Source organism: Streptomyces mayteni, assembly GCF_054783955.1.
Genome location: NZ_BAAGPR010000152.1, coordinates 1 through 13,625, shown reverse-complemented (window position 1 = coordinate 13,625; position 13,625 = coordinate 1). Strand labels below are relative to the sequence as shown.

The following is a 13,625-nucleotide window of genomic DNA, read 5'->3' as shown; positions in this document are numbered from 1 at the left end:
CCACCGCGGCCGACGTGGTCGCGGCGGCCTGCGCCGGGGCCCGCGGCGCGCTCGCCGCCACCCCGGGGCAGCTCGCGGTGCTCGCCGAGGCGGGCGTGGTGGACGCCGGCGGCTGCGGCCTGGTCGCGATACTCGAGGCGCTGGACGCCGCGTTGTCCGGCCGCGCGCCCGACATCTCGTTCCGCGAGCGGCTGGCGCGCGCCGCGCCGCGCCGCCGCGGCGGCGCCGAGTGCCCGGTCGCGGCGCACGCCTCCTACGAGGTCATCTATCTGCTCGACGCGTCGGACGAGGCCACCGCCAGGCTGCGCGACCGGCTCGACGCGCTCGGCGACTCGCTCGTCATAGGCGGCGGGGACGGGCTGTGGCACGTCCATCTGCACACCGCGGAGCCCGGCCAGGCGGTGGAGGCCGGCGTCGAGGCCGGCCGCCCGCACCGGATCACGATCACCGCGCTCGGCGGCGAGGCCGCGCCCCCGGCGGGCGCCCCCCGCGCCACGGGGCGCGCGGTGGTCACGGTGCTGCCAGGCGACGGCCTGGCCGGGCTCTGCGCCGAGGCCGGCGCCACCACGCTGACCGCCCGCCCAGGCGAGGCGCCAGGCGCCGGCGAGTTGGCCGCCGCGATCGTCGGCGCGGCCGCCGACGAGGTGGTGCTGCTGCCCAACGACGACGAGCTCTGGCACGCCGCGGCCGCCGCCGCTGAGCAGGCCCGCGTCGCCGGCGTCCGGGTCGCCGTCGTGCCCACCCGCTCCCCGGTCCAGGGCCTGGCCGCGCTCGCCGTGCACGCCCCGGAGCGCCGCTTCGACGAGGACGTGGTCGCCATGACCGCGGCGGCCAGGGCCACCAGGTTCGGCGAGGTGGACGTGGCGGAGCGGCAGTCGTGGACCATGGCCGGGGTCTGCCAGGCCGGCGACGTGCTCGGCCTCGTCGACGGCGACGTGGCGGTGATCGGCGCCGACCCGGCCGAGGTGGCGAGCGAGGTGCTGGAGCGCATGCTGGGCGGCGGCGGAGAGCTGGTCACCCTGGTGCTCGGCACCCGGGCGCCCGCCGGGCTCGCCGACCGGCTCGGCGAACAGGTGCGCCGCGGCCACCTGGGCGTGGACACCGTGGTCTGCGCGGGCGGCCAGAGCACGCCGCTGCTGATCGGCGTCGAGTAGTCGGGCGGCCGAGCGGGCGGCGCCGGCACGCGTTGTCGGCGGGATAGTGTGCAATGGCAGCGTGACCGCGCCGCAAGAGCCCCTGGCCCAACCTCTGGGAAAGGTCGTCGGTGGCACCACCGCCAAGGTGATGGCCGCCCACCTCGACCTGCACACGGTCGGCGACCTGCTGCACCACTATCCCCGGCGGTACGCCGAGCGCGGCGAGCTGACCGGCCTCGCCGACCTGCCGCTCGACGAGCACGTCACGGTGGTCGCCGAGATCGCCGACGCCCGCTCCCACACCTTCAACCGGGGCCGTGGGGCCCGCCTCGAGGTGACCCTCACCGACGGCCGGGGCCGGCTCCAGCTGGTCTTCTTCGGCCACCGCGCCGTGCACCACCACGAGAAGGTGCTGCTGCCCGGCCGGCGCGGCATGTTCGCCGGCAAGGTCTCCAGGTTCAACCGCGTCCTCCAGCTCTCCCACCCCGCCTACGAGCTGCTCGACGAGGAGTCGGGCGACGAGGCGGTCGCGGAGTTCGCCGGCCGGCCGCTGCCCCTCTACCCGGCCTGCAAGCAGCTCGAGTCCTGGCGCATCGCCAAGTCCGTGGCCGTCGTGCTCGACTCGCTCGCGGCCACCGGCTGGGCCGGCCTCGCCGACCCGCTGCCGCCGGCGCTGCGCGACGGCCGCGGGCTGCTGCCGCTGTCCGAGGCGTTCGAGAAGGTGCACCGGCCGCGCGGCCGGGCCGAGATCACCGAGGCGCGCTCCCGCCTCAAGTGGGACGAGGCGTTCGTGCTCCAGGTCGCGCTGGCCCGCCGGCGCCGCGTCGCGGCCCAGCAGCCCGCCGTGCCCCGCCGGCCCGCCGCCGACGGCCTGCTCGACGTCTTCGACGCCGGGCTGCCGTTCACCCTCACCGACGGGCAGCGCCGGGTCAGCGAGGAGATCTTCGCCGACCTCGCCCGCGACCACCCGATGCACCGGCTGCTCCAGGGCGAGGTCGGCAGCGGCAAGACCCTGGTCGCGCTGCGCGCCATGCTGGCCGTCACGGACTCCGGCGGCCAGTCGGCGCTGCTCGCGCCCACCGAGGTGCTCGCCCAGCAGCACCACCGCTCGATCACCGAGATGCTGGGTGGCCTCGCCGAGGGGGGCATGCTGGGCGGCGCCGAGCGCGCCACCAGGGTCGCGCTGCTCACCGGCTCGATGGGGGCCCAGGCCAGGCGGCGCGCCCTGCTCGAGGCCGCCACCGGAGAGGCGGGCGTGGTCATCGGCACCCATGCCCTGATCGAGGACGTGGTGCGCTTCCACGACCTGGGGCTCGTCGTGGTCGACGAGCAGCACAGGTTCGGCGTCGAGCAGCGCGACGCGCTGCGCGGCAAGGGCGAGCGCCCGCCGCACCTGCTGGTGATGACGGCCACCCCGATCCCGCGCACGGTCGCCATGACGGTCTTCGGCGACCTGGAGACCTCGGTCCTCGACCAACTCCCCGAGGGGCGCTCGCCGATCGCCAGCCACGTGGTGCCGGCCCGCGACAAGCCGCACTTCCTGGACCGCGCCTGGCAGCGGGTGCGCGAGGAGGTGGCCGCCGGTCACCAGGCGTACGTGGTCTGCCCCCGCATCGGGGAGGAACCAGGGGACGAGCCGGCCGCCGGGAAGGGCGATCCGGAGGGCGAACCCGAGGGCGAGGAGCGGCGCCCGCCGCTCGCCGTGCGCGACGTGGCGGAGCAGCTGTCGGGCGGCCCGCTCGCCGGGCTGCGGGTCGAGGTGCTGCACGGCCGCCTCGCGCCCGACGTCAAGGACGACGTGATGCGCCGCTTCGCCGCCGGCGAGGTGGACGTGCTGGTGGCGACCACCGTGATCGAGGTCGGGGTGAACGTGCCGAACGCCACCGTCATGGTGATCATGGACGCCGACCGGTTCGGCGTCTCCCAACTGCACCAGCTGCGCGGCCGGGTCGGCCGCGGCGCGGCGCCCGGGCTCTGCCTGCTGGTCAGCGAGGCGCCGGAGGGCGGCCAGGCCCGCGCCAGGCTGGAGGCGGTGGCCGCCACCACGGACGGCTTCGAGCTCTCCAGGATCGACCTGGAGCAGCGGCGCGAGGGCGACGTGCTCGGCGAGGCCCAGTCGGGCGGGCGCAGCAGCCTGCGGATGCTGGCCGTCATCGACGACGAGGAGCTGATCGCCGAGGCGCGGGCCGAGGCCACCGCGCTGGTCGACGCCGACCCTGAGCTGGCCGGCGCGCCCGAGCTGCGCGCCGCCCTCGGCTCGCTGCTCGACGCGGACCGCGAGGAGTTCCTGGAGAAGGGCTGACGGAGGCCGCGAGCCGGGCCGCGACGAGATATCTGACGGGCCGTCAATTGTCAGTGCCGCCTGCGAGGATGACATCAGTCGAAAGGCGGAGAGCGCGGGTTCCCACCAGGCCCGCGCGCCGCCAGGACCCTGGGGGTTGCTCGCATGGCATTCCGGCACACCAACGAACTGCCGCTCGGCGACAAGATCTTCCGCATCGAGCTGGCCAGCGACGACGACATCACCGTGACCCTGACCCTGACCGGCTGGCGCGAGGGCCAGCGGGGCGCCCCGCCGGCCTCCGGCACCCTCACCATGCCGCTGGCCGACGTGCCCACGCTGCGCATCGCCCTCAACCGCGGGCTGCGCGCCCTGGCGCTGGCCGCCGACGTGGCCGAGCCGATCCCCGACCGCGACATCCTCCGCGAGCTCTTCCCCGGCCACGGCGCCCCCTGGGTGCCGCAGCACGAGGAGGACCTGACCCAGCGCTTCCACGCCGGCGAGACCATAGCCAGGGTCGCCGCCAGGTTCGGCCGCACGCCCGACTCGGTGCGCACCAAGCTGCGTGAGCTCGGTCACGACCCGCGCCGCCCGGAGTACTGCCCGCCGGACGGCTGCCTGTCCTGGTCGCGCTACGTCTCCCCAGCCCTGGTGGGCTCGGCGGAGCCACAGAACGGCTGACGGAGTGGGATTCGGGCGGGAGGCGGGATCCTCACGCTCGTCCCGATCGTCATAGAAGTATCCGCATTTCCGCCCCTGGCGCGGCCGTTCGTGATTCGGTAAAACGGTCACCCGGACCGCAGTCGAGGCACTACGGTGAGTGCGCCAGGGGCGGGCTCAGGAGAGGCAAACCGGGAGGATTCCGCATGACCGAACGGCCAGAGGCGCTGCCGGAGCGGGAGGCCCCGTCCGTCGCGGAGCTCGAGCGGATGTTCATGGGCGGTGCCTGGCCGGGCACCGGGTTCGGGGCCGCCAGGCCCGCCGCCCTCGGCGTCCGCATCCCCGGTCAACGCGCCTACCCCGGCGCGGACTCCAGGGATCACGCCCGGCGCCTGCTGCGTCGCGCGGTCAACGAGGACCGGCCGGGCGACGAGGTGATCGAGCTGGTCACCAGCGCTCGCGGCTACGACATCGAGCGGCTGCCCGAGCTCTACCCCCGGCCGGACGACCGGCGTTGGTGCGCGCTCTACGAGCACGCCTTCCTGATGGCCGACGACACCGAGCTCTGCCTCTACGAGTTGGAGCACGACCACACCCCGGACCGCCGGCTGGTCTGCGAGGTCTACCCCGACGAGATCACCGCGGGCCTCGCCGCCCGGCGGTGGGAGCCGCCCGTCCTCTGACCCGGCCGGCGGGCCCTGGCGGCCCCGGCGGCCGGCGTCCCGTATAGCGTGGTGGGGACAGCCGGCCCCACGGAAGAGCTCTGCGAAGGACGCCCATGACGCGCGTGATCGCCGGCACCGCCGGCGGCCGGCGGCTCGCCGTGCCGCCCGGCGGCGGCACCCGGCCCACCTCGGACCGGGCCAGGGAGGGCCTCTTCTCCACCTGGTCCGCCCTGTGGGGCCCACTGGACGGCGCGCGGGTGCTCGACCTGTACGGCGGCTCGGGCGCCGTCGGCCTCGAGGCGCTCTCCCGCGGCGCCGCGCACGCCCTGCTCGTCGAGCAGGACGCCAGGGCCGCCAGGACCATCCGCGAGAACATCCGGGCGCTCGGCCTGCCGGGCGCCGAGCAGCGCACCGCCAGGGCCGAGCAGCTGGCCGCCACGCCGGCCCCCGGCCCCGGGTACGACCTGGCCTTCCTCGACCCGCCCTACGCCGTCCACGACGACGACCTTCGGGAGATCCTTCTCACACTCGCCGCCAACGGCTGGCTCGCGGCCGAGGCCGTGGTCACCGTGGAGCGGAGCACCCGTGGGGGGCCGTTCGCGTGGCCGGCCGGATTCGGCGCTCTGCGTTCGCGCCGCTACGGCGAGGGAACGCTCTGGTATGGCCGGACCGCCGACCACCACGTCACCGACCATGCCAACGACCGGTCATGACGAACCGGAATAACGAGGAGAGACCGTTGCGCCGCGCAGTCTGTCCGGGGTCCTTCGACCCCATCACCAATGGCCATCTCGACATCGTCGCCCGCGCCTCGAAGCTCTACGACGTCGTGCACGTCGCGGTGATGATCAACAAGTCCAAGCAGGGCCTGTTCACCGTCGAGGAGCGCATCGCCCTGATCCAGGAGTGCACCGAGAGCTACGGCAACGTGGTCGTGGAGGCCTTCCACGGCCTGCTCGTGGACTACTGCAAGCAACGGGACATCCCGGCCATCGTCAAGGGGCTCCGCGCGGTGAGCGACTTCGACTACGAGCTGCAGATGGCCCAGATGAACAACGGACTCTCGGGCGTGGAGACCATGTTCATCCCCACCAACCCGATCTACAGCTTCCTCTCCTCAAGCCTCGTCAAGGAGGTCGCCACCTGGGGCGGCGACGTCGCGCACCTGGTGCCCGAGCCGGTGCTGCGCGCCCTCCGGGAGAAGCTGGCCCGCGACTGACCCGTTCCGGCACTTCGCCGCCGGGCGGCGCAAACGCTGCCCGGCGGCGCCCCGTTGCCCGTACCCTCGATGCTCGTGGACGTACAGCAGAAACTCGACGAGATCGTCGCGGCGGTCCAGAGCGCCAAGAGCATGCCGATGTCGGCGTCCTGTGTGATCAACCGGCCCGAGCTGCTCGAGCATCTCGAGGAGGTGCGCTCGGCGCTGCCCGGCTCCCTGGCCCAGGCCCAGGAGGTGCTCGGTGGCCGCGAGCAGGTCGTCGCCCAGGCGCAGGAGGAGGCCAGGCGGATCGTCGAGGCCGCGCACTCCGAGCGCGGCTCGCTGGTGGAGAACACCGAGGTCGCCCAGCAGGCCAGGAACGAGGCCACCAGGATCCTGGCGGAGGCCCGCCGGGAGGCGGCCGAGGTCAAGGCCGAGGCCGACGACTACGTCGACAGCAAGCTCGCCAACTTCGAGGTCGTGCTCGGCAAGACGATCGGCTCGGTCGACCGCGGCCGGGCGAAGCTGCTCGGCCCCGAGCGGGGCGACCAGGCCGAGCTGCTGGCCAACGCCGAGGCCTACGTGGAGGCCCAGTTCGGCGCGATCGAGGCCGTGCTCCGCAAGACCCTGGAGGCCGTCGGCCGCGGCCGGCAGAAGCTCACCGGGCACCGCCCGATCGACGAGCTGGCCGAGCACGTGGCGGCCCAGGAGGCCGGCGGGGCGGACGGCGGCGCCTACCCGCAGCAGGACCAGGAACAGGGCATCTACGACTACCTCGGGATGGCGAGGGCCGAGCAGCCGGCCGGCGCCGGTACCGGTTATCCGGTGGCCGACCCCTACGCGGCGCTCCAGCCCACCGCGTCTGCCGGCGGCTACGGCCAGCAGGACGGCTACGCCCAGGAGAGCTACGCCCAGGGCGGCGGCTACGGCCAGCAGGAGAGCTACCAGGCCCAGGACGCCTACCAGGCGCAGGACCCGTACGCCGGCCAGGCCGGCTACGGCGGGCAGGGCACCGCGGACGGCTACGGTCAGGCGGCCCCCTACGGCAACCAGCCGGCGCTCCCCGCCGTGCCGACCCAGCCGCCGTCCTACGACTACCGGCCGGCCGGCACCCTGGACGAGGCCAGCCTGTTCGACACCAGCATGATCGACGCGGAGCAGCTGCGCCGCTACCAGCAGGGTCAGCACTGAGGTCGCGGCCGGGTCCGCACGGAACGGGCTCGGATTGGGTGCCGGCCGGCCCGTGACGTATGCTGACTGTTCGGCCGCGCCATCGTCCTCGATCGCGGTTGCCGCCCCGCCCCCGGTCTCACCACTCGGTCCGGAGCCGTCGCGCGGCGCCACGCGGCCACCGCCATCGCGAGAAAGCAGAAAGCCCTGAACGCCCCGCTGGATCACCGAGCCCCCCTCGTGTTCGACACACGCGAGCTGGGGCGGCGTCCGGGTGCGCTCAAGCGGATCTCCCGTACGGTCGAGGCCCCCACGGACCTCGGCGTCGAGGTCATCGGCGTGCCGACGGGAGCCGAGCTGGACGTGGAACTCCGCATGGAGTCGGTGATGGAGGGGGTGCTCGTCACGGGCACCGCCCGCGCGCCGCTCGCGGGGGAGTGCGTAAGGTGTCTGGAGCCGCTGACCCTCGAGGTCGAGGCGGACTTCCAGGAGATGTACTCCTACCCGGACCTCGAAAGCCAGTACGGCCGCTCGGCCGAACCGGCCGACGAGGAGCGGGACGAGGAGACGCTGTACCTCCAGGCCGACCTGTTCGACCTCGAGCCCGTGCTGCGGGACGCGGTGGTGCTCGCACTGCCGCTGCAGCCGGTGTGCCGGGACGACTGCCCGGGCCTCTGCCCCGACTGTGGGGCGCGGCTCGCGGACGATCCGGACCACCAGCATGACGAAGCCGTCGACATCCGTTGGGCGGCGCTGCGCGAGTTCGCCGGCCAACGGTCGGCCGGCTCGGAAGGCAACCAAGAGAAGGCACCCCGCGACAGCGGGGACGATCCACAGGAGAAGTAGCCGTGGCTGTTCCGAAGCGGAAGATGTCGCGCAGCAACACGCGCCACCGCCGGTCGCAGTGGAAGGCCGCTGCCCCCAACCTGGTGCGTTGCGAGCGCTGCCAGGAGCCGAGGCTCCAGCACACCGCGTGCTCGAACTGCGGCACGTACAACCGCCGTCAGGTCCTCGAGGTCTGATCGGCGGGTGACAGGCTTCATGTCACACGCCAAGAGGGGGCAACCCCAGGCGTCGGAGGACACGGCCTCGTCCCTCGTGATTCTGGAAGGGCGGCTCGGCTACCGGCTTGAGCCCGCCCTTCTGGTGCGTGCGCTCACCCACCGCAGCTTCGCCTACGAGAACGGTGGGTTGCCCACCAACGAGCGGCTGGAGTTCCTGGGGGATTCGGTGCTCGGCCTGGTCGTCACCGACACCCTCTACCGCAAGCACCCCGACCTGCCCGAGGGCCAGCTCGCCAAGTTGCGGGCGGCCGTCGTGCAGGCCAGGGCGCTCGCCGAGGTCGCCCGTGGTCTGGATCTGGGCGCCTTCGTCCGGCTCGGCAGGGGCGAGGAGGGCACCGGCGGCCGGAACAAGGCGTCGATCCTCGCGGACACGCTGGAGGCCGTGATCGGCGCGGTCTATCTCGACCAGGGCCTTTCGGCGGCCGACGAGTTGGTCCACCGGCTCTTCGACCCGGTGATCGAGCGTTCGTCCAACCTCGGCGCGGGTCTCGACTGGAAGACCAGCCTCCAGGAGCTGAGCGCGGCCGAGAGCCTCGGCGTGCCCGAGTACGTGATCAGCGAGACGGGTCCCGACCACGAGAAGACCTTCACCGCTGCCGCCCGTGTCGCTGGCGAGACCTACGGCACCGGCACAGGTCGCAGCAAGAAGGAAGCCGAGCAGCAGGCCGCGGAGACCGCCTGGCGCGCGATCCGCTCCGCCGTCGACGCGCGGAACGCGGCCAACGCCAACGGACACCAGGACCAGGCCGAAGAGGACGGGGCCGGTGCCTGAACTACCCGAGGTCGAGGTCGTACGACGCGGCCTCGAACGCTGGGTCGACGGCCGCACGGTGGTCGACGCCGAGGTGTTGCACCCGCGCGCCGTGCGCCGTCATCAGGCGGGCGCCGCCGACTTCGCCGACCGGCTGCGCGGCGCGGAGGTCTCCGGCGTGCGGCGGCGCGGCAAGTACCTGTGGCTGCCGCTCGGCACCGACCTCGCGCTCCTCGCCCACCTCGGGATGAGCGGCCAACTGCTGGTCAAGACGGGCCGCGCGCCCGACGAGAAGCACCTCAGGGTGCGGATCACCTTCGCCGACGCCGCCGGGGGCGAGCTGCGCTTCGTCGACCAGCGCACCTTCGGTGGGCTCTCGCTGCACCCGCTCGCCGCCGACGGACTGCCCGACGTGATAGGGCACATCGCCCGCGACCCGCTCGACCCCGAGTTCGACGAGGCGGCGTTCCACGCGGCGCTGCGCCGCCGCAGGACCACCGTGAAGCGGGCGCTGCTCGACCAGTCGCTGATCAGCGGTGTCGGCAACATCTACGCGGACGAGTCGCTGTGGCGGGCCGGGCTGCACCACGAGCGGCCCACCGCCACGCTGACCAGGCGCACGACTGCCGAGTTGGTCGGCCACGTCAGGGACGTGATGAACGCGGCCCTGGCCGTCGGCGGCACCAGCTTCGACAGCCTCTACGTCAACGTCAACGGCGAGTCCGGGTACTTCGACCGCTCGCTCGACGTCTACGGCCGCGAGGCCGAGCCGTGCCGGCGCTGCGGCACCGCGGTGCGGCGCAGTCCGTGGATGAACCGGTCGAGCTACTTCTGCCCGCGCTGCCAGCGGCCGCCCGGGTGAGGCGCGGGGCTCGGCCTCAGTAGCCGAAGTCCTGCGTCCACCAGGGGCCGCCGTCGCCGAGGTGGACGCCGACGCCCAGGGTGCGGAACTCGCAGTTGAGGATGTTCTCGCGGTGCCCCTCGCTGTCCATCCAGGCGTCCATCACGGCCTGGGCGTCCTGCTGGCCGCGCGCGATGTTCTCACCGCCGAGGTTGGCTATGCCCGCGGTCAACGCCCGGTCCCAGGGGGTGAGCCCGTCCGGGTCGGTGTGGTCGAAGAAGGCGCGGTTGGCCATGTCGAGGCTGAAGGCGGCGGCCAGCCGGGAGAGCCCGGTGTCCAGCGTGACCGGCTCACAGCCGGCGTTCGCCCGCTCCTGGTTGACGAGCGTCAGCACCGCCTCGGCCATCGCCGTCTCCGGGTCCGTGCTCTGGGTCGGCTCGTCGGTGGTGGGCGGCGGGCTGGTGGGGCTCTGCTCCGCCTCCTCGGTCGGCGTGGTGGGCGCCGGCGTCGTGGACTCGGTCTCGTCCGGGGTCGGTTCGGGCGCCTCGGTGGTCGGCGGGGCCGAGGACTCCTCGGGCGAGGGCGACGGGGGCTCCGTGTCCGGCCGGGTCGTCTCCTCGGCCGGCTCCGTGCTGGGGTCCTCCTCGGGCGTCCGCTCCTCCTGCCCGCCGAGCTCGGTGGAGGGCGAGGGCGTCAGCGTGGAGGGGCGGGTCGACGCCCGCTGGTCCTGGGCCTGCACGTCGTCGGGCTCGTTGTTGAGGCCGAAGCCCTGGCCGAGCCCCGGCAGCAGTCCCGATCCCACGGCCACCGCGCCCACCGTGAGGGCTGCGGAGGCACCGACCAGGCCGGTACGCGCGTGCCCCCGGCGTCGGCGATGGCGTCCCATGCAGAGCACCGTCCTCGTCACTCAGTGAAGATCATCGCTCACCCGATCGGGTGATTCGTCATCGCGTGACTGTACGGCATCGTGGCGGTGACGGAAGTGCCCGGAAGTGAAAAGCCGGGATAGCGTGCGTCACATGGATCACCCCGCGCCCCCCTCCGACGACCCGGGCGAGCCCCTCGACCCTGCCGAGCACGTCCGGTTGACCGTCTGGGTGCGTGGCCGGGTGCAGGGCGTGGGCTTCCGCTGGTTCACCCGCGCCACGGCCCTGGCCGTGGGGGAGTTGAGCGGCTTCGCCCTCAACCTCGCGGACGGCCGGGTCCAGGTGGTGGCAGAAGGGCCGCGGGGCCACTGCGAGCGGCTGCTCGCCTGGCTGCGGGAGGGCGACACGCCCGGCCAGGTGGACGGCGTGACCGAGATATGGGACACACCCCGTGGCGGCTACCGGGACTTCGCGATCCGCTGAGGGGTACCGCCCCACACCGGGGGAATGTCCCGGAAACTGCTTGCCAACCCCGCTCCGACGTGCAAGGCTGCCGCCAGAAACCGCCCGGGGGCCACTCTCCGCTCCCGAGGACCGAAACCACCGCCCCTCGTCGTGGGCGGTCGGCGGCCCAGCCGCCCCAGGCTCTACGCGGTGTGATCGTGTTGACCGTCCCACTTTTTGGTGAGACGCTGAAACTCCCGCGCATCCCAGCTGTGTGGCCCTGAAAATCGGGGGCGAAGCGGACGTCGCGGGTTCAATCCCTCACGACCCACCAACGGCTTCGGTCGGTCACTCAGTGTGGAGGACCATCCATCATGGCAAAGGCGCTTCTCGGACACGTCGGCGGCTCCGACCCCCGAGTCCTCGCCGAGATGCGACGGCTTCAGCAGCGCGTGCAGGACCTGGAGACCCAGCTCCTCCGGGTCCAGGCGGAGAACGACGCGCTGGCCGCCGCCGCTCGGCACGGCGACTCGGTGCTCGACAGCATCGACATGCCCAAGGCGGAGCCTGCTCTGACCTGACCTCAAGGACGAGGCCGGGCCGCGAAGGCACTGCTAGCGGATAATGCGAGGGACGCTTCGGCGTCCCTTCGTCATGTCCGGCCTCCTCCCGGCCGAACCCGGGACCCCGACCGACGACTGATCGCGTCGGCCTACTCACTGATGTGCCCTCCTTCCTCCATATCGAAACGGCGAATCGTCCAAAGGACGAATCGGGCCACGTTGCCCGGTAAAGTCGCACGGCGTGCACCTCAAGAGCCTGACCCTGCGCGGGTTCAAGTCCTTCGCCTCGGCCACGACGCTGCGCCTGGAGCCCGGCATCACGTGTGTGGTCGGGCCGAACGGCTCGGGCAAGTCCAACGTGGTGGACGCGCTCTCCTGGGTCATGGGCGAGCAGGGCGCCAAGTCGCTGCGCGGCGGCAAGATGGAGGACGTCATCTTCGCCGGCACCACGGGCCGCCCGCCGTTGGGCCGCGCCGAGGTCTCCCTCACCATCGACAACTCGGACGGCGCGCTGCCGATCGACTACACCGAGGTCACCATCACCCGGACCATGTTCCGCAACGGTGGCAGCGAGTACCAGATCAACGGCAACACCTGCCGGCTGTTGGACGTCCAGGAACTGCTCTCCGACTCCGGTATCGGCCGCGAGATGCACGTGATCGTCGGCCAGGGCCAGCTGGACTCCGTGCTGCACGCCGACCCCACCGGGCGCCGCGCCTTCATCGAGGAGGCCGCCGGCGTGCTCAAGCACCGCAAGCGCAAGGAGAAGGCGCTGCGGAAGCTCGACGCGATGCAGGTCAACCTCGCCAGGGTGCAGGACCTCACCGACGAACTGCGGCGGCAGCTCAAGCCGCTCGGCCGGCAGGCCGCGGTGGCCAGGCGGGCCGCCGTCATCCAGGCCGACCTGCGGGACGCCAGGCTGCGGCTGCTCGCCGACGACCTCGTCGCCCAACGGGGCGCGCTGCGCGCCGAGATCGCCGACGAGGCCGCGCTCAAGGAGCGCAAGGAGAGCGCCGAGGCGCGGCTGAAGGACGCGCTGCGCCGGGAGTCGGAGCTCGAACAGGAGGTGCGGACGCTCACGCCCCGCGTGCAGCGCGCCCAGGACACCTGGTACGCGCTCTCCCAACTCGCCGAGCGGGTGCGCTCGACGATCAGCCTGGCCGACGCCCGGGTCACCAGCGTCACCTCCCAGGTCCCCGAGGAGCGCCGCGGCCGCGACCCCGAGGACATGGAGCGCGAGGCGGCCAGGATCCGCGAGCAGGAGGCCGAGCTCACCGCCGCGCTCGAGGCGGCGAGCCGGGCGCTCGAGGACACCGTCGACCACCGCGCGGAGCTGGAGCGCCGGCTGGCGCAGGAGGAGCGGCGGCTCAAGGACCTGGCCCGCGCCATCGCCGACCGGCGCGAGGGGCTCGCCAGGCTGCACGGCCAGGCCAACGCCGCGCGCGGCCGGGCCGCCACCGCCCAGACCCAGATCGACCGGCTGGCCGTGGCCCGCGACGAGGCCGCGGAGCGGGCCGCCGAGGCGCGGCGCGAGTACGAGGCGCTGAGCGCCGAGGTCGCCGACCTCGACGCGGACGACACGGGGCTCGCCGGCGAGCACGAGGCCGCCAAGGCGGAACTGGCCGCGGCCGAGGCCGAACTGAGCCGCGCCAGGGACGCCGTCACCACCACCGAACGCGAGCGGGCCGCCGTCTCCGCCCGGCACGACGCGCTCGCGCTGGGGCTGCGCCGCAAGGACGGCAGCGGCGCGCTGCTCGCCGCCGGCGACCAGCTGGCCGGGCTGCTCGGCCCCGCCGCCGAACTGCTCACCGTCGCCCCGGGATTCGAGGTCCAGGTGGCAGCCGCGCTGGGCGCCGCGGCCGACGCCGTCGCCGTGGAGGGGCCCGCCACCGCCGTCGAGGCGCTGCGCCTGCTCCGCAAGCAGGACGCCGGCCGCGCCGCGCTGCTGCTCGGCGGCGTGCCGGAGGACGAGCCGGCGGCACCGCG

15 protein-coding genes are annotated in these 13,625 nt (G+C 73.6%); 14 read left to right on the top strand and 1 reads right to left on the bottom strand.

The features are described from left to right. The 11 genes from ACYVPE_RS36540 to mutM form a co-directional block, all read left to right on the top strand. A partial coding sequence (locus ACYVPE_RS36540; protein WP_461038132.1) for a DAK2 domain-containing protein occupies nt 1-1,154 on the top strand: 1,154 nt, incomplete at its 5' end. A 130-nt stretch (nt 1,155-1,284) separates the two neighbouring features. Further along, on the top strand, nt 1,285-3,438 hold the full coding sequence (gene recG, locus ACYVPE_RS36535) for an ATP-dependent DNA helicase RecG (RefSeq protein WP_461038133.1): 2,154 nt from the start codon (nt 1,285-1,287) through the stop codon (nt 3,436-3,438). A 144-nt stretch (nt 3,439-3,582) separates the two neighbouring features. Beyond that, nucleotides 3,583-4,098, top strand: coding sequence for a hypothetical protein (locus ACYVPE_RS36530; RefSeq protein WP_461038131.1), 516 nt, complete (start codon nt 3,583-3,585; stop codon nt 4,096-4,098). A 185-nt stretch (nt 4,099-4,283) separates the two neighbouring features. Next, nucleotides 4,284-4,760: a DUF6227 family protein gene (locus ACYVPE_RS36525; protein WP_461038130.1), complete on the top strand. Its 477-nt coding sequence runs from the start codon at nt 4,284-4,286 to the stop codon at nt 4,758-4,760. A 95-nt stretch (nt 4,761-4,855) separates the two neighbouring features. Beyond that, nucleotides 4,856-5,455 carry a 16S rRNA (guanine(966)-N(2))-methyltransferase RsmD gene (rsmD, locus tag ACYVPE_RS36520; protein WP_461038129.1) on the top strand — a complete coding sequence of 200 codons (600 nt, stop codon included), beginning with the start codon at nt 4,856-4,858 and terminating at the stop codon, nt 5,453-5,455. A gap of 26 nt (nt 5,456-5,481) precedes the next feature. Beyond that, nucleotides 5,482-5,961 (top strand): pantetheine-phosphate adenylyltransferase, encoded by a 480-nt coding sequence (coaD, locus tag ACYVPE_RS36515; RefSeq protein ID WP_461038128.1) that lies wholly within the window; start codon nt 5,482-5,484, stop codon nt 5,959-5,961. Between the two features lie 69 nt (nt 5,962-6,030). Continuing rightward, nucleotides 6,031-7,131, top strand: a complete 1,101-nt coding sequence (locus ACYVPE_RS36510) for an ATP synthase subunit B family protein (protein ID WP_461038127.1) — start codon at nt 6,031-6,033, stop codon at nt 7,129-7,131. Between the two features lie 219 nt (nt 7,132-7,350). After that, nucleotides 7,351-7,956, top strand: a complete 606-nt coding sequence (locus tag ACYVPE_RS36505; RefSeq protein WP_461038126.1) for a YceD family protein — start codon at nt 7,351-7,353, stop codon at nt 7,954-7,956. A 2-nt stretch (nt 7,957-7,958) separates the two neighbouring features. Further along, complete coding sequence (gene rpmF, locus ACYVPE_RS36500; protein ID WP_120683031.1) at nt 7,959-8,132, top strand: 50S ribosomal protein L32; 174 nt, start codon at nt 7,959-7,961, stop codon at nt 8,130-8,132. Between the two features lie 19 nt (nt 8,133-8,151). Continuing rightward, entirely contained in the window at nt 8,152-8,946 is a 795-nt protein-coding gene (rnc, locus tag ACYVPE_RS36495; RefSeq protein WP_461038125.1) for a ribonuclease III, read from the top strand. Then, nucleotides 8,939-9,787, top strand: coding sequence for a bifunctional DNA-formamidopyrimidine glycosylase/DNA-(apurinic or apyrimidinic site) lyase (gene mutM, locus ACYVPE_RS36490; RefSeq protein ID WP_461038124.1), 849 nt, complete (start codon nt 8,939-8,941; stop codon nt 9,785-9,787). Before rnc ends, mutM begins: the two co-directional genes overlap by 8 nt. Nucleotides 9,788-9,803: 16 nt before the next feature. Here the strand turns inward: mutM and ACYVPE_RS36485 are convergent, their stop codons facing one another. Beyond that, complete coding sequence (locus ACYVPE_RS36485; protein ID WP_461038123.1) at nt 9,804-10,652, bottom strand: CAP domain-containing protein; 849 nt, start codon at nt 10,650-10,652, stop codon at nt 9,804-9,806. A 133-nt stretch (nt 10,653-10,785) separates the two neighbouring features. Here ACYVPE_RS36485 and ACYVPE_RS36480 point away from each other — a divergent pair, with 133 nt between their 5' ends. The 3 genes from ACYVPE_RS36480 to ACYVPE_RS36470 form a co-directional block, all read left to right on the top strand. Next, nucleotides 10,786-11,115: an acylphosphatase gene (locus ACYVPE_RS36480; protein WP_461038122.1), complete on the top strand. Its 330-nt coding sequence runs from the start codon at nt 10,786-10,788 to the stop codon at nt 11,113-11,115. A gap of 335 nt (nt 11,116-11,450) precedes the next feature. Then, the gene (locus ACYVPE_RS36475; RefSeq protein ID WP_132815916.1) at nt 11,451-11,657 is read left to right on the top strand and encodes a hypothetical protein; all 207 of its coding nucleotides are present in this window, start codon (nt 11,451-11,453) and stop codon (nt 11,655-11,657) included. Nucleotides 11,658-11,880: 223 nt separating this feature from the next. Further along, nucleotides 11,881-13,625: chromosome segregation SMC family protein (locus ACYVPE_RS36470; RefSeq protein WP_461038121.1), on the top strand; the 1,745-nt coding region annotated here is incomplete at its 3' end.